At 65.1% G+C, this 20,172-nt stretch carries 14 protein-coding genes and 5 pseudogenes; 14 read left to right on the forward strand and 5 right to left on the reverse strand.

Going from position 1 to position 20,172, the window contains the following annotated elements:
• Positions 1-3 precede the first annotated feature (3 nt).
• Positions 4-873 carry an NAD(P)-dependent oxidoreductase gene (locus AAFL97_RS02555; protein WP_341643579.1) on the forward strand — a complete coding sequence of 290 codons (870 nt, stop codon included), beginning with the start codon at positions 4-6 and terminating at the stop codon, positions 871-873.
• 38 nt (positions 874-911) lie between these two features.
• On the opposite strand, the gene AAFL97_RS02560 is transcribed toward AAFL97_RS02555, so the two are convergent.
• From AAFL97_RS02560 to AAFL97_RS02570, 3 genes and pseudogenes are all read right to left on the reverse strand, one after another.
• Positions 912-1,601, reverse strand: coding sequence for a class II aldolase/adducin family protein (locus AAFL97_RS02560; RefSeq protein ID WP_341643580.1), 690 nt, complete (start codon positions 1,599-1,601; stop codon positions 912-914).
• Entirely contained in the window at positions 1,598-2,665 is a 1,068-nt protein-coding gene (mtnA, locus tag AAFL97_RS02565; protein ID WP_341643581.1) for an S-methyl-5-thioribose-1-phosphate isomerase, read from the reverse strand. The genes AAFL97_RS02560 and mtnA overlap by 4 nt, the downstream gene beginning before the upstream one ends.
• A gap of 24 nt (positions 2,666-2,689) precedes the next feature.
• Positions 2,690-3,861: pseudogene (locus AAFL97_RS02570) on the reverse strand (pyridoxal phosphate-dependent aminotransferase).
• 210 nt (positions 3,862-4,071) lie between these two features.
• Between AAFL97_RS02570 and AAFL97_RS02575 the strand changes: the two are divergent.
• From AAFL97_RS02575 to AAFL97_RS02585, 3 genes are read left to right on the forward strand one after another with little or no spacing between them, the layout of a single operon-like run.
• Entirely contained in the window at positions 4,072-4,308 is a 237-nt protein-coding gene (locus AAFL97_RS02575; RefSeq protein WP_341643582.1) for a PP0621 family protein, read from the forward strand.
• 1 nt (position 4,309) lies between these two features.
• Entirely contained in the window at positions 4,310-5,881 is a 1,572-nt protein-coding gene (locus AAFL97_RS02580) for a sensor histidine kinase (protein WP_341643583.1), read from the forward strand.
• Positions 5,878-7,269: a sigma-54-dependent transcriptional regulator gene (locus AAFL97_RS02585; protein WP_341643584.1), complete on the forward strand. Its 1,392-nt coding sequence runs from the start codon at positions 5,878-5,880 to the stop codon at positions 7,267-7,269. Before AAFL97_RS02580 ends, AAFL97_RS02585 begins: the two co-directional genes overlap by 4 nt.
• Here AAFL97_RS02585 and AAFL97_RS02590 read toward each other — a convergent pair whose 3' ends face one another.
• Positions 7,270-8,103, reverse strand: a complete 834-nt coding sequence (locus tag AAFL97_RS02590) for an outer membrane lipoprotein-sorting protein (RefSeq protein ID WP_341643585.1) — start codon at positions 8,101-8,103, stop codon at positions 7,270-7,272. It abuts the gene before it with no gap.
• A gap of 45 nt (positions 8,104-8,148) precedes the next feature.
• Here AAFL97_RS02590 and AAFL97_RS02595 point away from each other — a divergent pair, with 45 nt between their 5' ends.
• Entirely contained in the window at positions 8,149-8,898 is a 750-nt protein-coding gene (locus AAFL97_RS02595; protein WP_445954462.1) for an ABC transporter ATP-binding protein, read from the forward strand.
• Between the two features lie 8 nt (positions 8,899-8,906).
• Positions 8,907-10,232: a DUF1302 family protein gene (locus AAFL97_RS02600; RefSeq protein WP_341643587.1), complete on the forward strand. Its 1,326-nt coding sequence runs from the start codon at positions 8,907-8,909 to the stop codon at positions 10,230-10,232.
• Here AAFL97_RS02600 and AAFL97_RS02605 read toward each other — a convergent pair.
• The gene (locus AAFL97_RS02605; protein WP_341643588.1) at positions 10,205-11,026 is read right to left on the reverse strand and encodes an N-acyl amino acid synthase FeeM domain-containing protein; all 822 of its coding nucleotides are present in this window, start codon (positions 11,024-11,026) and stop codon (positions 10,205-10,207) included. The two genes, AAFL97_RS02600 and AAFL97_RS02605, sit on opposite strands and share 28 nt — an antisense overlap.
• A 236-nt stretch (positions 11,027-11,262) precedes the next feature.
• Between AAFL97_RS02605 and AAFL97_RS02610 the strand changes: the two genes are divergently transcribed.
• From AAFL97_RS02610 to AAFL97_RS02645, 8 genes and pseudogenes are all read left to right on the forward strand, one after another.
• Positions 11,263-11,892: an XrtA/PEP-CTERM system exopolysaccharide export protein gene (locus AAFL97_RS02610; protein WP_341643589.1), complete on the forward strand. Its 630-nt coding sequence runs from the start codon at positions 11,263-11,265 to the stop codon at positions 11,890-11,892.
• Between the two features lie 79 nt (positions 11,893-11,971).
• Positions 11,972-13,524, forward strand: a pseudogene (locus AAFL97_RS02615) (XrtA system polysaccharide chain length determinant).
• 14 nt (positions 13,525-13,538) lie between these two features.
• Positions 13,539-14,478 (forward strand): annotated as a pseudogene (locus tag AAFL97_RS02620) (XrtA-associated tyrosine autokinase).
• Positions 14,479-14,530: 52 nt separating this feature from the next.
• Positions 14,531-15,972 (forward strand): annotated as a pseudogene (locus tag AAFL97_RS02625) (TIGR03016 family PEP-CTERM system-associated outer membrane protein).
• Between the two features lie 11 nt (positions 15,973-15,983).
• Positions 15,984-17,053: pseudogene (locus tag AAFL97_RS02630) on the forward strand (XrtA/PEP-CTERM system-associated ATPase).
• Entirely contained in the window at positions 17,050-18,210 is a 1,161-nt protein-coding gene (gene wecB, locus AAFL97_RS02635; protein ID WP_341643590.1) for a non-hydrolyzing UDP-N-acetylglucosamine 2-epimerase, read from the forward strand. Before AAFL97_RS02630 ends, wecB begins: the two are co-directional and overlap by 4 nt.
• A gap of 1 nt (position 18,211) precedes the next feature.
• A complete protein-coding gene (locus AAFL97_RS02640; protein ID WP_341643591.1) occupies positions 18,212-19,051 on the forward strand; it encodes an XrtA system polysaccharide deacetylase in 840 nt (279 codons plus the stop codon).
• A 25-nt stretch (positions 19,052-19,076) separates the two neighbouring features.
• Positions 19,077-20,120, forward strand: a complete 1,044-nt coding sequence (locus AAFL97_RS02645) for a FemAB family XrtA/PEP-CTERM system-associated protein (protein WP_445954463.1) — start codon at positions 19,077-19,079, stop codon at positions 20,118-20,120.
• Positions 20,121-20,172: the final 52 nt, after the last annotated feature.

Raw genomic sequence — 20,172 nt, forward strand, 5'->3', positions numbered from 1 at the left:
GACATGAGAGTCGGTTTCATCGGACTGGGGGTGATGGGCGAGCCGATGGCGCGCCATCTGCGTGCGGCGGGGCATGATCTGGCGGTGTGGGTGCGCCGGCCGGAGTCGGCGGCGGCGCTGGCCGCCGAAGGCGTGCCGGTGTGCGCCACGCCTGCCGAACTGGCGGCGCGCTGCGACACGGTGATCACCATCGTCACCGCCAGCGCGGACGTGGATGCGCTGGCTTTCGGCGAGCAGGGCCTGGCCGCCGGCTTCGCGCCCGGCGCCGTCCATGTCGACATGAGCACGATCGCGCCGGCGATGGCGCGTTCGCTGGCGGAGCGCTACGCCGCGCGCGGCATCGGCTTCGTCGATGCACCGGTGTCCGGCGGCGGCCAGGGCGCGCGCGAGGCGACGCTGGCGATCATGGCCGGCGCCGACGAGGCCGTGCTGGCGCGCGTGCGGCCGCTGCTCGAGGCGGTGGGCAAGCGCATTGTGCACATCGGCCCGCCGGGAGCCGGCCAGGTGGCCAAGGCCTGCAACCAGATGATCATGGTCTCCGCCATCCAGGCCTGCGCCGAGGCCCTCAGCCTGGCCAATGCGCACGGCGTGGACGCGGCGGCGGTGCGCAGCGCGCTGATGGGCGGATCGGCGGCGTCGCGCGTGCTGGAGGTGATGGGAGCGAAGATGGTCGAGCGCGACTTCGCCGCGGGCGTCGAGGCACGGCTGCACCACAAGGACTTCGCCCTGCTGATGGACGAGGCGGCCCGGCTCGGCGCGCCGCTGCCGGTGGCCGCTCAGGTCTGGCAGCAGCTCAATGCGCTGATGCGGGCGGGCTGGGGGAGGGACGACACTGCCAGCCTGTTGCGGCTGCTGGAAAGCCCGGATCGGTAGGCCAGCTTCGCGCAGAAGCCGCTCCGGGGACGGTAGGCTCAGCCGCGCGGCTTGCCGTACCAGCGGAAGCGCTCGATGACTTCCGCCATTTCCTCGGTGGACAGCAGTACCGGCGGGCCGAGCTGCAGCGTGCGCCAGTACTGCTCGCACAGGGTTTCGAACTCGATTGCCAGTGCCAGCGCGTGCTGCAGCTCGCGGCCGAACACCACCATGCCGTGGTTCGCCAGCAGGCAGGCGCTGCGCTGGTGCAGGGCGGCGACGGCGGCATCCGACAGCGCCTGGGTGCCGAAGGTGGCGTAGCGCGCGCAGCGCACGGTGCTGCCGCCGAAGCGCGCGATCATGTAGTGGAAAGGCGGGATGTCGAGGCGCTGGCAGGCGAGCGCGGTGGCGAAGGGCGCATGGGCGTGCAGGATCGCGCCGGCGTCGGGAAAGGCGGCGTAGATGTCGCGGTGCAGCTGCCATTCGGATGAAGGCGCGAACAGGCCTCGCCAGTTGCCGTCGGCACCGACGACGGCCATGTCTTCCGGCCGGCAGCGTTCTGCCGGCAGGCCGCTCGGCGTGATCAGCATGCAGGCCGGCGACGGCAGGCGCACGCTGGCATTGCCCGCGCTGCCGACGTTCAGCCCTGCGCCGCCCATCGCGCGCATGGTGTCGAGCAGGGCGGCGCGCAGCTCCGGACCGGCGTCGGCGTCCGGCGGGGTCGGCTGTGCGGAAGCTTCGGCGCTCATCGTGCGGCCTCGGGATAGAGGCTGGCGAGTTGACCGGGTACGGTGATGCCGCGCTCGGTGATGATCGCAGTGATCAGCGATGCCGGCGTGATGTCGAATGCGGGGTTCGCAACGCGGGTGCCGGGCGCTGCCTGGCGCAGTTCGGCGAGGCCGCCGCTGGCGTCGATGCCGCGCAGCATGCAGAGCTCTGCCGCGCCACGGTCTTCGATCGGAATGGACGGCCCGTCCGCGCAGCCGAAGTCCAGCGTCGAATGCGGCGCGGCGATGTAGAAGGGTACGCCGCTGGCCTGGGCGGCGAGCGCCTTCAGCCAGGTGCCGACCTTGTTGGCGGTGTCGCCGTTGGCGGCGATGCGGTCGGCGCCGGTGATCACCAGGTCGATTTCGCCGCGCATCAGCAGCAGGCCGGCGGCGTTGTCGGCGATCAGGGTGTGCGGCACGCCGGCGGCGGCCAGTTCCCAGGCAGTCAGCAGGCCCTGGTTGCGCGGCCGGGTTTCACTGACGAAGACCTCCACGGCAACGCCCGCGGCCTGCGCGGCATAGACCGGCGCCAGCGCGGTGCCGGCGCCGCAGGTCGCGAGCCAGCCGGCGTTGCAATGGGTCATCAGCCGTACCGGGCCGGGGCGGCGGGTCGCGATCGTTTCGATCAGTGTCAGGCCGTGGCGGCCGATGGCGTCGCAGGTCGCGGCGTCGTCGGTGCGGATCGCTTCGGCTTCGGCCCAGGCAGCGGCCAGGCGGTCGCCGGCGGGCAGCGGCCGCAGCAGCTTCGCCATGCGCGCCAGCGCCCAGTGCAGGTTGACGGCGGTCGGCCGGGTGGCGGCCAGCGCTTGCAGGGCATGCTCGAGCGCCGGATCGCCGCTGTCGTGCAGCAGCGCGAGGGCGACGCCATGGGCGGCGGTGGCGCCGATCAGCGGCGCGCCGCGCACCTGCATGTCGCGGATGGCGCGGGCGGCGTCGGCCAGCGTGGCGAGGCGCAGGGTTTCGGCGCGGAAGGGCAGCGCCGTCTGGTCGAGGATGAGGACCGCGTCGCCGTCGCGGCGCAGCGTGGGGATGGGTTGTTCGAACATTCAGGGATCCCGTCTGCGCCGGATTCAGGCTGTGCCGAAGGCGGCGTCGAGCTTTTCGCAGGCGGCGGCCAGCGTCGCTTCGTTCTTGGCGAAGCAGAAGCGCACGACCTTGTCGTCGTGGCCATCGGCGAAGAAGGCGGACACCGGGATCGCGGCGACGCCGACTTCGCGGGTCAGGTACTCGCAGAAGGCGGTGTCGCCCAGGTCCGAGATCGCGTCGTAGCGGGCGAGCTGGAAGTAGGTGCCGCGCGAGGGCAGCAGCTCGAAGCGCGAGCCGGCCAGCGCGCTGCGGAAGAAGTCGCGCTTGGCCTGGTAGAAGGCGGCCAGGCCGGCGTGGCGCGAAGCGTCGGCCATGTAGTCGGCGAGCGCGAGCTGCACCGGCGTATTCACGGTGAAGACGTTGAACTGGTGCACCTTGCGGAATTCCGCCATCAGTTCGCGCGGTGCGACCACGTAGCCGACCTTCCAGCCGGTGATGTGGTAGGTCTTGCCGAAGCTCGAGACCACGAAGCTGCGCTCGGCGAGTTCGGCGTGGGCGGCGCAGCTGGCGTGGGCGACGCCGTCGAAAACGATGTGCTCGTAGGGACTTCGTCGGCGACGATGACGATGCCGGTGCCGCGAACCAGCTCGGCCAGGCGGTCGAGGTCGGTGCGCTGCCAGACGGTCGCGGTCGGGTTGTGCGGCGTGTTGATCATGATCATGCGGGTGCGCGGCGTGATCGCCGCCGCCACCGCCGTCCAGTCCGGACGGTAGTCGGGTGCGGCCAGCCGCAGCCGCACGGCCTTGCCGCCGGCCAGCTCGATCGATGGCACGTAGGAGTCATAGACCGGCTCGAACACGATCACTTCGTCGCCGGGATGCACGCAGGCCGCGACTGCGGTGAACAATGCCTGGGTGGCGCCGGCGGTGATGGTGATCTCCGCCTCGACGTCGTAGCGCGTGCCGTACAGCGTCTCGATCTTGGCGGCGACGGCTTCGCGCAGCGGCAGGCAGCCGGCCATCGGCGGATACTGGTTGTGGCCGGCACGCATCCAGTGGGCGACGCGCTCGAACAGGACGTCCTCGGCGTTGAAGTCAGGGAAGCCCTGCGACAGATTGATCGCCCGGCACTCCTGCGCCAGGCGCGACATGACGGTGAAGATCGTGGTGCCGACTGCGGGCAGGCGCGAACCGAGCGGAGCGGGAAAGTACGGCATGGCGGGCAGGAGAGCGGATGGAGCCGCCATTGTCGCAAAGAGCGTGCGGAGATGGCAGTACAGCGGCGGCAGACTGCAGCGGCCGGCATGGCGACGGACCTTGCCGGCAGGCCATGCCGGTGGGCCGCAGCAGCAGGGAGGCGGGTGGCTGCATGCTAGAATCCAGCGCGTCTTCATCCTGTCCGGCGATGCTTCTTCGCCCTGCCTACCGTGCGCAATCTGCTGATCCTCATTCTCGTCTTTGCCGGCATCTGGTGGATTCGGCGGGCGATGGCGCGGATCGGAAAGAAGCCGTCCAAGAGCAAGAATGGCCAGGCGGATGCCGTGGCCGAGCGCGTGCTGGAATGCGCGCATTGCGGCCTCAACGTGCCCGAGTCCGAAGGCGTGCGCGAGCACGGCCGCTTCTACTGCTCCGATGCGCATCGGCTCGCCGGGCCGCGGGAGTGAAATGAGCGCGGCTGCGTCGATCGCCATCGAGCGTTCGCGCCTCGCCTCGCTGCATTTTCTCAACCTGTTCCGGCTGGTGCTGGCAGGGCTGTTCGTCGTCGCGGGCGAGGAGCTGGGGCTGGGGAGCGAGATGCCGGCGGTGTTTCGCGCCGTCGCGTACGGCTACGTGGCGAGCGCCCTGGTACTCGGTTTCCGCGAAGTGTCCGGCTACCTGGGCGAATCGCGCACGATCGCGCTGCAGGCCGTGATCGACGTCGTGGCGCTGTCGTTGATGATGTGGGCGAGCGGCGGCTACGGCAGCGGCCTGCCGGTGCTGATGATGGTGATGCTGGCCGGTGTCGGCCTGGTCGCGGAAGGACGCATGGTGCTGTTCTTCGCCGCGCTGGCAACCATCGCGGTGCTGATCGAGAACGCATGGCGCCTGGCGGTCGGCGATCAGCCGGTCGATTTCCTCAAGGTCGGCATCTTCTGCACCGGTTTCTTCGGCATCGCCTTGATCGCCCGCCTGCTCGCCTCGCGGGCGCAGGCCAATGCCTCGCTCGCGGCGGAACGCGGCGAAGCGCTGGCCAAGCAGCAGGCGGTCAACGAACGCATCATCCGCGACATGCAGGATGGCGTGATCGTCGCCGACGCAAAGGGCCGCGTGCTGCAGTCGAACCCGCAGGCGGCCGTGCTGCTCGGCATGGATGCGTCCTCCGCTTCGGGCTCGCTCGAAGGGCTGCAGCTGACGGATATCGATCCGGTGTTCGACGAACTGATGTGCGGCCGCCATCCGGACGGCCGCCTGCTGCGCATCGGTCCGGGCGGGCGCCTGATGCGCTGCCGCGTGGTGTATGGCGAGCAGCAGGGCGCCGAGGGGGGCGGCTTTCTGATCTACCTGACCGATTTCGAGGATATCCAGCGCGGGCTGCAGCAGACCAAGCTGGCGGCGCTGGGGCGTCTGACTGCCAGCATGGCGCACGAGATCCGCAACCCCCTGTCGGCCGTGACCCAGGCGGCCGAATTGCTGCGCGACGAGAAGCGCGGCGAGATGCAGGGACGGCTGGTGCGCATCATCAACGACAACGCGCATCGCATCGAGCGCATGATCCGCGATGTGCTGGCGCTCGGCCGGCGCGAGCAGGCCCTGCCCGAAGCGCTGCCGCTGGCGCAATTTGCCGCCGAAGTGATCGAGGCGCGGGTGTTCAGCGATCCCGCCGAGCGCGATCTGTATGCGGTCGAGATCGAGCCCTCGCTCAGCTTCGCCATCGACCGGGCGCATCTGCACCAGATCCTCGACAACCTGCTGGCGAATGCGCGGCGCTACTGCTCGGGCAAGTCCGCGGCCATACGCCTGCATGCGATGGCCTTGGCGGGCGAGCGCGTCGCGCTGCATGTGCGCGACGATGGCCCCGGGCTCGACGAGGCCACACGTCTGCATCTGTTCGAACCTTTCTTCACGACCCATGCCAAGGGCACCGGCCTGGGGCTGTACATCGCACGCGAGCTGGCCGAGGCCAACGACGCCACGCTCGAACTCGCGGCGAACGGCCCGGGTGCGGATTTCGTCCTCGAGGGGCGCCAGAAACCATGAGCATCCACGAACGCCGCCACCGTCCTGCATCCATCGACGTCCTCGTCGTCGATGACGAGGACGACATCCGCGAACTGCTGGAGCTGTCGCTGCTGCGCATGGGGCTGGGCTGCGACACGGCCGGTTCGGTGGCCGAGGCGCGTGCCTGCCTGGAGCAGCAGCGCTATCGTTTGTGCCTGACCGACATGCGCCTACCCGATGGCGAAGGCTTCGAGCTGGTCGAGTACATCCAGCAGCATCTGCCCGGCCTGCCGGTGGCGGTGATCACGGCGTTCGGCAGCATCGACACCGCGATCCGCGCGCTCAAGCTCGGCGCCTTCGATTTCGTCACCAAGCCGATCGAGCTCAAGGTGCTGCGCGAACTCGTCAGCCATGCGCTCAAGCTCGAACCGGGCGCCGGGGCGGATGCGCCGGACGGACGCAGGCTGATCGGCGCCTCGCCGGCTTTCCTGCACTTGCGCAGCCAGGCCGAGAAGCTGGCGCGCAACCAGGCGCCGGTGTTCATCCACGGCGAGTCGGGTACCGGCAAGGAAGTCATCGCGCGCCTGATCCATGCGCTCGGCGCGCGTGCCAGCGGGCCGTTCGTGCCGGTCAACTGCGGCGCGATCTCGCCCGAGTTGATGGAAAGCGAGTTCTTCGGCCATCGCAAGGGCAGCTTCACCGGCGCGGCCAGCGACAAGGAAGGCCTGTTCCAGGCCGCTCGCGGCGGCACCTTGTTTCTCGACGAGATCGGTGAACTGCCGCTGTCGATGCAGGTCAAGCTGTTGCGTGCGCTGCAGGAGCGGGCCGTGCGCCCGGTCGGTGCGCATGTCGAGGAGGCGGTGGATGTACGCATCCTGTCGGCTTCTCACCAGGATCTGGCACGGCTGGTGGCGGAAGGGCGCTTCCGCCAGGATCTGTTCTTTCGCATCAACGTGATCACCCTGCGTGTTCCGCCGCTGCGCGAGCGTAGCGAGGACATTCCCGCACTGGCCGAGCACATCCTCGCCCGCGTCGCCGAGCGCGAGGCGACGGCAGCGCGCCGCCTGTCGCCCGCGGCGCTGGCGGCGCTGCAGCGCCATTCCTTCCCGGGCAACGTGCGCGAGCTGGAGAACCTGCTCGAACGCGCCTGCGCCTTGTGTGAAGGGGACGAGATCGGTGTCGAGGACATCGACCTGCTGCCGGCCGAGTTCGCGTCGCCGATGGCGCCGGCGCCTGTCGCGACGCCAGGCACTGGTGCAGCAACGGAGTTGGGTGGCTACGACCCCGAGGCCGACGGCGAGATCGAGCGTCTGCGCGTGCTGCAGGCGCTGGAGCAGACACGCTGGAACCGCAGCGCGGCGGCGCGCAAGCTCGGCATGACGCTGCGCCAGCTGCGCTACCGGCTGCAGAAATGGGGTATGGAATGACTACGTCCCCATTGGCCTCATTGCTCGAGGCGGCGCAGGTATTCGCGTGTAGAACATGCGCTCGGGCAGGTCGCGGACGTTCATCGTTTCGTAGGTGAGGACGGAGACTTCACCGCGTTTGAGGGCGTCCTCCATCACCAGGCGGGTGGGGCGCAGGCGGCCGGCCAGCTCCTTGAAGTCCTCGTAGCGGGCGGTCTTCAGCAAACGTCCGGATAGAGCATAGAACTCGGCCTTCAGCGGGCGCTTGTCCTGCTCGGCGATCCAGTACTTGACCTTCGAGTAGGTGACGCTGCGATCCACCGCGACGAGGTCGAGCACGATCGCCGGCTGTCCGTCCAGCGTTTCCTGGCCGATGATGCTGGGCGTGTAGTCGCCGGCGAAGTTGGCACGGGCCAGGTCGCCGTTGGCCACCTGGCCGGTGAGGCGCTGGGCCAGCGACAGGCGCACGGGCTGGGAGACGCTGGGCATGAAGATCCACAGGTCGCGGCCCCGCATCAGCAGCGCCTGGCCGCGCTCGGAAGCGGGCTCGGTGGTCAGCACGATGGTGTTGTCGTTGCCGCGCGACAGGATGCGGAATTTGCGCTGGTCCGTCTGTTGGCCGTCACTCAGGTTGCGGATGGTGATTTCGGTCTGGAAACTTTCGCGCGGGAAGCGGGTTTCGTCGGCACGCTTGACCATTTCGATGGCTTCGGGCGTTGCCGCGGGGGCTGCTGCCGATTGCGTGTCCGAATCCTGGGCATGCACCTGCATCCAGGCAGGGAGCAGCACGGCGCCGGCCAGCAGGCCGAGCATGCTGCGGCGCAATCGGCGTTCATGATTCATCGCTTGGCTCATGGATGCTATCCTCTTGGCGTTTTTCATCAATTCGTCACCATCCAGATGGCTATTGTTCGGGTTGAAAACGTCAGTAAACACTATCGTCTGGGTGACCAGGACGTGAAGGCGCTGACCAATGTGTCGCTCGCGATCGAGCCCGGCGTCTTTCTGGCCATCGCTGGTCCGTCCGGCAGCGGCAAGTCCACACTGCTGAACATCATCGGTTGCATCGATACGCCGACTTCGGGACGCGTCATCATCGACGGCCACGACGTGTCAGGAAGGACGCCGGACCAGCTTGCCGACGTGCGGGCGCGAACCATCGGCTTCATCTTCCAGACCTTCAATCTGCTGCCGGTGCTGTCGGCGGCGGAAAACGTCGAATATCCCTTGCTGCAGCTCAAGGAGCTGTCGAAGGCCGAGCGGCAGGAGCGGGTGAAGCATTATCTCGAGGTCGTCGGCCTGAGCAAGTACGCCTCGCACCGCCCCAACCAGCTGTCCGGCGGGCAGCGCCAGCGCGTGGCGATCGCGCGTGCGCTGGCGACGCATTCCAAGATCGTGCTGGCCGACGAGCCGACCGCCAACCTCGACAGCAAGACGGGGACGAGCATCCTGAAGCTGATGCGGCGGATCAATCGCGAATCGGGCACCACTTTCGTCTTTTCCACCCACGATCGAAAGGTCATGAACATGGCGGACCGCCTCGTGCGCATCGCGGACGGTGAAATCACCGCGCTGGGCATGCGTTCGGACGACCAGTGGATGTTCGTCCAGGATCAGCGCCCCAAGGGCGAAGTCGAGCCTGAAGTCTAGGAGTATTCATGTCTGTGATTCGACGCGCCGCGCTGGCACTCGCCTGTGCCTCTTTCGCTCTTTCCGGATTCGCCGCCGAGCAGGCGGTGGAGGATGCCGAACTCGATGCCCTGCTGGACCTCGGAACCGCCAGCGAGAGCGGTTCCGACATCCGGTTGTCGGGCTACGGCGAACTGGGCGCCGCCTATACCTATGCCGATGACGAGCGCTGGTCGCGGCTGCGCGCCCGGCTCGAACTGGCCGCCAGCGGCAGGCTGGGGGAGCGGGCGCGCTGGAAGCTGTCCGCGCGGGCGGATGCCGACGGCGCTTTCGACCTCGAGGATGACTACTATCCGTCCGCGGTCCGCAGGGACCAGCGTCGTGACGCCATCCTGCGCGAAGCCTGGGTCGATTTCGGCGCGGGCGACTGGGAGTTCCGGCTCGGCCGCCAGCACATCATCTGGGGTGAGATGGTCGGCTTCTTCTTTGCCGACGTGGTGTCCGCCCGTGACATGCGTGACTTCCTGCTGCCCGAGCTCGAGGCCATGCGCATCGCCCAATGGGCTGCGCGGGCGGAGTACTTCGGCGGGGAAACACATTTCGAGATGATCTGGATTCCGAGTCCGAGCTACGACGACATCGGCAAGCCGGGTTCCGATTTCTACATGTATCCACGTCTGCCTGCCGGCACCCGGGTGAAGGAACGGGAGCCCTCGGACAGCCTTTCGAACAGCAATTGGGGTCTGCGGGTTTCAAGGCTGATCGGCGGCTGGGACATGAGCGCGTTCTACTATCGCAGCAGCGACATCACGCCCACGCTGGGCCTGAACCCCGCCACGATGGGGCTCGAACTGACGCATGAGCGGATTCGCCAGGTCGGCGGCACGTTCAGCAAGGACATGGGCAGCTTCGTCCTCAAGGGCGAAGCCGTACATACCAGCGGCCGCAGCCTCAACACTTTCCTGGAGGGCGGGCGGATCGGTCTGGAGAAGACCGACATGCTCGACTATGCCTTCGGCGTGGATATTCCGTACCAGGATGTGTGGCGTTTCAACCTGCAATACTTCGCCCGCTGGCTCGACAGGCACGACGAGCGGATGGGACTCGACCGCGAGGAGCGCGGCATGACTTTCCAGGTCGTGCGCGAAATCGGCAGCATCATCGAACTCGAGCTTCTTGCCGCAGCCAGCCTCAATCGCAGCGATTACATGCTGCGTCCCAAGCTGACTTGGAAATTCGCGCCTGAATGGCGCGCCACTGCGGGCATGGACATCTTCCACGGACCGCAGCAGGGCATGTTCGGCCGCTTCGACGAGCGGGACCGCGTTTATATGGAAGTCCGACGCTGGTTCTGAATCGGGCCGGATGCCACCAGCGAGCGCTGCAGTGCTTCGAGTTCGGCGCGCTTCTGGAACATCCGGTAGAAGCTGCGCGAATCGTCATCGGAGCGGCCGGCATGCGTGTCGATCAGATGATCCAGCCGCTGCTGGCAGAGATGCATCAGCACTGCAGGCGCGCCGACTCGCGGGCAGATCTTCTCCGGGCCGATCATCTGATAACCCAGCAGGCGCCGATAAAAGCCGGCATGGCGTGGATGGACCTCGATGAACACGTCGGTGACGCGGTAGGTCAAGCGGGCGATGATGTACAGAATCTGCATCATGCCTGCCAGGGCTTCATGCGAACTGTGCTCGGGATCCATCGCCAAGCGTGTGATTTCGCACACTTGACCACCGTTTTTGCGTGTCGCGTCGATTTCGGCGCGATAAAGTGTGTCTGCTAGGAGACCTTTGCCCGCGTCAAGGCACAAAGTCAAAGTGGCGACGGCGTGGTCGCCCTTGCAGGCTGCGACCGTGATGTCCCGCTCATCCAGGCTCTCGCCCTGGCCATAGGGGAAAAGGCCGCGTGAGGAGTACATCCGCTCGATGAGCCGAGCCGTATTGCGTTTGAGCGCCTCCGTGCCGTTGGCAATGCGGAGTTCGTAGCCGTCCCGGATCAGCCTGAAATCGGGGTTCAGGCGAAAAGAGTCCGCTGGGTGCTGTGATTTCCAGGTCGGTGCCGAATTCAGGCTGGCGCCGGGAAAGAGGGCGAGTGCATGCTGTGAGCGGGTCGCCAAGTCAACGGCGCGGCGCTGAGAGGAAGCGTCCATGGGTAGTGCGATCCTTCGCGTTCGTTCGTTCGATTACGCCCTTGTCCTAGGTTGGCGCATGTTTCGGTGTCGATTTGCTTCTTCAAAAACCACAGCACTCTAGCCAGCAGGCGCACACAGCAGTGTAAGGGATTGTGTGCATTTGTTCCTCGGAACATATTACACAGCTTTGTAGCATTTTGCTGAAGCTTGTCGTCGTATCATAGCGGGCTATGAATCCTGGGAGGAACTAGAACATGATCCAGAAGTCTTCGAGTGTGCTCGCCTGGGTATGGCGTGCCGTGTCCATGCTGGCTGCAGGGGCGCTGCTTTCGGCCTGCGCAAGTTCGTATCCGCCGGCGCCGGCTGCCGCTGCCGACTCGGAGTACAACTACATGATCGGACCGGGCGATAACGTCAACATCGTCGTCTGGCGCAACCCCGAACTGTCGATGTCGGTCCCTGTGCGGCCTGATGGCAAGATCACCACGCCGCTGGTCGAGGATCTGCCTGCAATGGGCAAGGATGCCTCCACGCTGGCGCGAGACATCGAGCAGGAACTCGCCAAGTTCATTCGTGATCCGGTGGTGACCGTGATCGTCACAGATTTCGTCGGCCCTTACAGTGAGCAGATCCGGGTGATCGGCGAAGCGGCCGAGCCCAAGATCCTGCCTTACAACCAGAAGATGACGCTTCTCGACGTCATGATCGCTGTCGGCGGCATGACGGAGTTCGCCGATGGCAACAACGCGACCATCCTGCGTACCGCCGAAGGCAACAAGCAGTACAGCGTCCGCATCCGCGACCTGGTCAAGCGCGGCGATGTCTCGGCAAACGTCGAGATGCGTCCGGGCGACGTCCTGATCATTCCGCAAAGCTGGTTCTGATTCGCCAGTCCGCCAACCTCCGGAGTCCGCTCGGCGCGCCTGCGCCCGGTGGCGGACTTCGTGTCGATGAAGAAGTCTGATGGAAGAACTCGTAACACAACTCGTCGGTTACCTGCGCGGCATGTGGCGCTTTCGCTGGTGGGGGCTGGCATTTGCATGGGTCGTGGGGCTCACCGCAGGCGCCATCGTTTATTTCATGCCTGACAGGTACGAGTCGACAGCACGTATCCACGTCGATACACAGTCGGTGCTGAGGCCGCTGATGTCCGGCCTTGCCGTCCAGCCCAACATCGACCAGCAGATTGCCATGCTGAGCCGGACATTGATCAGCCGGCCGAATGTCGAGAAGCTGATCACGATGGCGGACCTGGATCTCGACGTGCGTACGCCCGAGCAGCGCGAGGCGCTGATCGGCAGGCTCATGAAGGATCTGCAGATCCGCTCCGCGGCTGCGTCCGGTACCAATCTCTTCACGCTCGCTTATTCGGATACCCGGCCGGAGCGCGCGCAACGCGTCGTGCAGTCCCTGGTTTCGTTGTTCGTCGAGTCCGGCCTGGGCGGCAAGCGCCAGGATTCCGATGCTGCGCGCCGCTTCATCGAAGAGCAGATCCGTAACTACGAGCAGAAACTGGTCGAGGCCGAAAACCGTGTCAAGGAGTTCCGCCTGCGCAACATGGCGTTGCTCGGCGATGGCGCCAGGGATTACGTCACGCAGATCGCCATGATCACCGGGCAGCTTCAGCAGGCTCAGCTCGAATTGCGCGAGGCGGAGAATGCACGTGATGCGATGCAGCGCCAACTGGTGGGCGAGGAGCCTGTTTTGCTGCCGCAGACGCCGCCCAATTCTGCAGTCTCTATTCCGGAGATCGATGGCCGTATCGATGCGCTGCAGCGCAATCTCGATGATTTGCTCCAGCGCTACACCGAAAAGCACCCCGACGTGATCGGTGCGCGTCGTGTCATCGAGGAGCTCGAAGGGCAAAAGCGCAAGCAGATCGAGGAAATGCGCGCTGTTGGAGGCGGCTCCCAGTTCGGGGCGCTGAATTCCAATCCGGTTTTCCAGCAGATGAAACTGGCGCTTGCCGAGTCCGAATCCCGCGTTGCGTCGATGCGCGCGCGGGTGGGGGAATACCAGGCAAGGCTGGATCAGTTGCGCGAGCTTGCCAAGCGAGTGCCCGAGATCGAGGCCGAGATGGCGCAGCTCAACCGCGACTACGCCGTGCATAAGACCAACTACGATAGTCTCGTGGCGCGGCGTGAGTCGGCCACGATCTCGGTCGAGATGGATGCTCAGGGCGGGGTCGCCGATTTCCGCGTGATCGATCCGCCCACGCTGCCCGCCAAGCCATCGGCTCCAAACCGTATCTTGCTGCTGCCGCTGGCCGCGCTGGCTGGTCTGGCTGCAGGCTTCGCATTGACTTTCCTGATCAGCCAGTTGCGCCCCGCATTTGCCGACGGTCGCGGCCTGCGTGACATCACGGGACTTCCTGTCCTGGGGGCGGTAACGATGCTGCAGACCACGGAACGCAGGAACAAGCGGCGGCGGGGACTGGCGGCGTTCGGCGGGGGGTCGTCGCGTATGCCACGAGTTTTGCCATTGCCGTCGCAGTATTGAACTTGATCCAGGGTTGAATGGAAACGACACGATGAGTCTTATCGAAAAAGCGGCACAACGCCTTGACCAGCTGAAGCAGGCCTCGGGCGAGTCCGCAAGCGAGTTGCCGGCCCAACCCTCTGTGGCCGACAAGCCCGAAGCCGAAACGGCTGCCATCCGGTCGTCCGAAGTGCCCAAGGCAACTGCTGGCCATGCATTCAGCCGCGTCGTGTCGCGGGTTGCGCAGATCGACCTGCAGCGCTTGCATTCCCTCGGTCTGGTGACGCCCGATCATCCTCGCAGCAGCATCGCCGAAGAGTATCGGGTCATCAAGCGCCCCTTGTTGCGCAATGCCACGGCAACCGGCGCGGCCAAGATCGACGACGGCAACCTGATCATGGTGACCAGCGCCTTGCCGGGCGAAGGCAAGACCTTCAATGCGGTCAACCTCGCCATCAGCATGGCGATGGAGCTCGATTACACGGTCCTTCTCGTCGATGCGGATGTGTCGCGTCCTTCGGTGCTCAGGGCAGCTCGGGCTGCCGCCAGAGAAGGGGCTGATGGACGTGCTGGCCGGGGATGTCACCGACCTCAGCGAAGTCCTGATGCGCACCAACATCGAGAAGCTCTCGATTCTGCCCGCGGGCATGCCACATCAGCGTGCGACCGAGCTGCTTGCGTCCGATGCCATGACGCGCCTGCTCGAGCAGATGGCGAGCCGTTATCCAGACCGGATCATCGTGTTCGATTCGCCGCCTTTGCTGGTGACCACCGAGTCGCGCGTGTTGGCGACGCACATGGGGCAGATCGTCGTGGTGGTGGAGGCCGAACGCACCACGCATGCCACGGTCAAGCAGGCGCTCTCCACCATCGAGAGCTGCCCCATCAAGCTGATGGTGCTGAACAAGTCCCGGGGGCAAGGGGCTGATTCGATCTATGGTTATGGCTATGGTTACGGGTATGGCGACGCACCGCGTGAGCAGGCGGCCTGAGATGTATACACGGATGACGCCTGCGCTATCTACGCTTGCGCTTGCCGTGTTCATGACGGCGCCGGCGGCTGCGCAGACGGTGAGCATCACGCCCAGGCTCGACACCCGCCTGACATGGACGGACAACGTTGATACCTCGGACGCCAACCCCCGGAAGGACTGGGTCGCTGAAATATCGCCTGGAATCGGGGTGTCGCGGGAGTCCGGGCGGTTTCGCGGCTACCTGAATGCCAGTTTGCGCAACCTGGTTCATGCCCGGGAAACCGACGAGAACGAGACTTTTCTGGCTCTTCGCGGCAACGGCGAATTGGAGGCAATCGAGGATGCGGTCTTCATTGCAGTGTCTGGCTCGATCAGCCGCAACGACACGTCAGCATTTGGCCGCCGTGCCAGTGGCGATCCGCTCAGTGCGGACAAGGACAACGAAACGCGCATGTGGCCGGTCGCGCCGCGTTACCAGTTCAGGTTTGGCGATGCGGGCACTGGCCGGCTGGGCTATCAATCCCGCTGGTTGAAAGGGGGGAGCAGCCGGCTGGGCGATTCCCATCAGAAGCGCTGGACGCTGGGAGTATCCGACCCCAGTGCGTTGCGCCTTTTCGGCTGGGGCATCGACCTGGTGCGTACCGACACGAGCTTTCAAGAAGGGTTCAGCCGGAATGTCACGCAGGAGATCGGCCGCGCCACGCTTTTCGTCAATCTCGACCCACAGTTTCGGGTGCGGCTGATCGGCGGCCATGAATCCAACGACTATGGTGTGACTTCCGGTGAAAAGGGTGCGATCTGGGGGGCGGGTTTCGACTGGTACCCGACTGAGCGGACCAGTATTTCCGCTACGGGCGAGGATCGATCTTCGGTACGGGCTATGACGTTCAGGTCCGGCACCGCATGGCACGCTCCACATGGAATTTCTCGGCCAGTCGCGACATTTCTTCCACTCTCGACGAGTTTTACAGGGGGGAGATGAATTGGTTGGACTGGTTGTATGAGTTCAATAAATTCATTGATCCGGGCGCTACGGAGGCGGAGTGGAGGCAGCGGGCGCAGGAGGAATATGACCGTGCCGGAGGTTTTGGCATCCGCACCAACCAGTATTACCTGCAGCGGGCGATTGGCGCTGGCGTTACCTTGACCGGTGTCCGTAACACGCTGTCGTTCATGCTGAGGCATACCGAACGTGAACGTCTCAATACGACGTCTGGCGTCCTGGTCGGTGATTTTGCCGAGTTCGATTACATCGAAACGCGGTCGGCATCGGTTGCGCTGATGCACCGGCTCACGGGGACGTCGACACTGAATGGCTCGATCGTGCGCTCGAAGTCGGAGGGTGAAGGGGTCAGCAATCGTGATGTCGATCGCCTGCTCTTCAGCATCGGCATCACACGCCGGCTCAGCCCGGACACGACGGCCGGCCTCAGCTATCGTCGCAACAAGGCCACTGGCACGGACGACTACACCGAGAACGCCATCAGCGCCACACTTGGCATGCGTTTCTGAGCGGACCCCAGATGTACGAATCATTCTTCAGGTTCAAGGGAAAACCTTTCCAACTCAACCCTGACCCGACGTTTTTCTACGGTAGCCGCGGGCACAAGCGTGCGATGGCCTACCTGGAATATGGTCTGCACCAGAGCGAAGGCTTCATCGTCATCACCGGCGAGATCGGCGCGGGCAAGACCACCATCGTGCGCAGCCTGCTCGAACAGCTCGACTCGGCGCAAGTCGTCGCGGCCAACCTCGTCAGTACGCAGATCGATGCCAGCGACATGCTACGCATGGTCGCAGCGGCTTTTGGCGTGCCGGCTGGCAATCTGGACAAGGCCGGGCTGTTGCTTGCGCTCGAGACCTTTCTGGTGTCGGTTGCCGCAGCCGGCAAGCGTGCGCTGCTGATCGTCGATGAAGCGCAGAACCTGACGCCAGCCGCGGTGGAAGAACTGCGCATGCTGTCCAACTTCCAGCTCGAAGACCACGCCCTGCTGCAGAGTTTTCTGATAGGCCAGCCTGAGTTCCGCGAGATCATGCAAAGCGGGCGGATGCAGCAACTGCGCCAGCGCGTGATTGCCTCGTACCACCTCGGGCCGCTCGACTCGCAGGAGACCACAGGCTATATCGAGCATCGCCTCCGCCATGTCGGCTGGAACGGCGACCCCATCTTCGAGTCCGGTGCCTACACCGCGATCTATGGCTATACGGGAGGCATTCCGCGCAAGATCAATACCTTGTGCGACAGGCTGCTGCTCGGTGCCTATCTGGCCGAGCGCCACACGGTCAGCGAGGCGGATGTGCGCGAAACCATCGACGAACTGAAAGAAGAGTTCGCCGCCTCGCGTTCGTCGGATGCCGCAACACCTGTGCAGCCGCCCCTGGGCCTTGCACTCGACCGGCTTGCGCTCGAGCGGCTGCAGGTATCGCCCGAACTCAGAACCAGGTTGCGGAGATGGCCGCCAACACCGATATCCAGCGCATCGAGGCGCGCCTGACCTGCCTGGAACATTCGGTGTCCGCCACTCTGAACGTACTCAATCAGCTATTGCAGGCGGTGCGCAACGATGCACCGGCCGAAGAGAAGGCCTCATGACCGTTTCCGCCTCATCCAGCGCGCCTGTAATTTGCGTCGTTGGCGCACGCCCCAACTACATGAAGGTGGCGCCGCTCATTCGCGCCTTTGCCGCTCACCAACCGCCGATTCCGACGCTGCTGGTGCATACCGGCCAGCACTACGACCCGGCGATGAAGGATCGCCTCTTCGCCGATCTCGATCTGCCCGAACCGGACGTCAATCTGGCTGTCGGCTCGGGTTCGCACGCCGTGCAGACGGCCGAAGTCATGAAACGTTTCGAGCCCGTCATCGATGAGCATGGTGCCCGGGCAGTGCTGGTGGTGGGCGACGTCAATTCGACACTTGCCTGCGCGCTGGTGGCCAGCAAGCGCCACATTCCGGTGATCCACGTCGAATCCGGTCTGCGCAGCAACGACCGCCGCATGCCGGAGGAAATCAACCGCATCCTGACCGACCAGCTTTCGGACATCCTGTACACCACTGAACGCAGCGCCCACGACAATCTCGTGCGCGAAGGCATTCCAGCCGAACGCGCCGTCTTCGTCGGCAACGTCATGATCGACAGTCTGCGCGCCAGCCTGCCCAAAGCGGTGCCTGCGGCCGATCTGCTTGCCGCGGCGGGCCTCGATGCCGGCCGAGTCGCTGGCGGCTACGGCGTGGTCACCTTGCATCGGCCGTCCAATGTGGACGATGCCGACACCCTCGGCCCGATCATCGATGCGTTGAAGCAGGTCAGCGAATCCTTGCCGCTGGTCTTCGCCCTGCATCCGCGCACCCGCAACAATCTCGAACGCTTCGGCATGCTCGACCGGGTGGAGGAGGGAAACTTCCTGATTCTGCCGCCGCAGGGTTATCTCGAAATGCTTGGCCTGATGTCCGGTGCGCGCCTGGTGCTGACCGATTCGGGCGGCATCCAGGAAGAGACGACCGCGCTCGGCGTGCCCTGCGTCACGATCCGCGAGAACACCGAACGCCCGATCACGGTCGAGCAGGGTACAAATACGCTTGTCGGCATCGATCCGGAAGCCATCATCGTTGCCGCACATGAAGTGCTGGGTACGGGCGGCAAGGCAGGCCGCATTCCTGAATTCTGGGACGGGCATACCGCGGAGCGCATCGCTGCCCACCTGCACGGCTGGCTGGCGGTGGCCGAAGCTCACGCAACGAAGGTCTGACATGAACGATCGCATCACCAACGCCTTTACCTGCGATGTCGAGGACTATTTCCAGGTCTCCGCACTGGCGCCGCACTTCCCGCGCGAAGCTTGGGACGCCGTGCCCTGCCGCGTCGAACGCAACGTCGATCGCATCCTCGAGATGCTCGATGGCCATGGTGCGCATGGCACCTTCTTCACACTCGGCTGGATTGCCGAGCGCTTCCCGCAACTGGTCCGTCGCATTGCCGACAATGGCCACGAAGTGGCCAGCCACGGCTACAGCCACGAGCGTGCCAGCGCGATGACGCCCGAAGCGTTTTCTGCCGACATCCGCCTGGCAAAGGCTGTGCTGGAAGACATCACCGGCCGGGCCGTTTCGGGCTATCGCGCGCCGAGCTTTTCGATCGGCACCGGCAATCTGTGGGCACACGACTGCATTGCCGAGGCCGGCTATGCCTACAGTTCCAGCGTCTATCCGGTCAAGCACGACCACTACGGCATTCCCGACGCCCCGCGCTTCCCGTGGCGGCTCGCCAATGGCCTGGTGGAAGTGCCGGTCACCACGGTGCGCGCCTTCGGCCGCAACTGGCCGGCAGGCGGCGGAGGCTTCTTCCGCCTGCTGCCGTATTCGCTGTCGCGCTGGCAGATTGCGCGCGTCAATGCCGATGACAAGCGTCCGGCGATCTTCTATTTTCATCCGTGGGAAATCGACCCCGAGCAGCCCCGCGTACAGGAAGCCAGCGCCAAGACGCGCTTCCGCCATTACGTGAATCTGGAGCACACCGCCGCGCGCCTCGACCGCCTGTTGTCCGATTTTGCCTGGGGGCGTGCGGATGAGGTTTTCCGCGACGCGGCCTGAATGGCTGGCAGGACAAGTGTATCGCATGCCAATCAAGATCAAACCGCTCTCACCCGAACACGCTGTCCGCTGGGACGCTTTCGTACGCGCTTGCCCACAGGCGACTTTCTTCCACCTGTCGGCGTGGCAAGACATCGTGCGCACGGTGTTCCGTCATCGAACCTTCTTCCTGTTTGCCGAGCGCGACGGCGACATCATTGCCGTGCTGCCGCTGGCCGAGGTCAAGAGCCGGCTCTTCGGTCACGCGCTGACTTCGCTGCCGTTCTGCGTGTACGGTGGCATCGCCGCAGCCGAGGAGGCGGGCGACGAGGCCGTCGCCCTGCTCGAGCAGGAGGCTGACGCCCTTGCCAGGAAGCTCGGCGTGCAGCATCTGGAATACCGCAATCTCGACCGTATTCGCCACGAGGACTGGCCGCGCCAGGATCTCTACGTGACTTTCCGCAAGGAAATCCTGCCCGAAGTCGAAGCCAACATGCTTGCCATTCCGCGCAAGCAGCGTGCCATGGTGCGCAAGGGCATCAAGAACGGACTCGTCAGCCACGTCGATGCAGACGTCGAGCGCTTCTTTGCGCTGTACTCCGACAACGTGCTGCGCCACGGTACGCCGGCGCTGCCGAAGAAGTTCTTCCAGCGCCTGAAAGCCACATTCGGCGATGATTGCGAAGTGCTCACCGTCACCGATGCCGACGGCCGGCTGCTTTCCAGCGTGCTCAGCTTCTATTTCCGCGACGAGGTGCTGCCCTATTACGCCGGCGACGACGTTGCCGCGCGCGAACTCGCGGCCAACGACTTCAAGTACTGGGAACTGATGCGTCGCGCCTGCGAGCGTGGCTGCAAGGTGTTCGACTACGGTCGCAGCAAGATCGGCACCGGCCCCTACAGCTTCAAGAAGAACTGGGGTTTCGAGCCTCAGCCGTTGTCATACGAGTACCGCCTGTACAAGCGCGACGGCGTACCGCAGAACAATCCGATGAATCCCAAGTACCGCGCCTTCATCGCTTTGTGGAAGCGCCTGCCGCTGGGCGTGGCGAACGCCATCGGCCCACACATCGTGCGCAACCTGGGTTGAGGGCAGGCAGAGCAAGAGGCGTTCTTGTCGTCAGCTTGCCGTTTGGGGCCTT

This window comes from Thauera sp. SDU_THAU2, from assembly GCF_038260575.1.
Taxonomy (GTDB): domain Bacteria; phylum Pseudomonadota; class Gammaproteobacteria; order Burkholderiales; family Rhodocyclaceae; genus Thauera.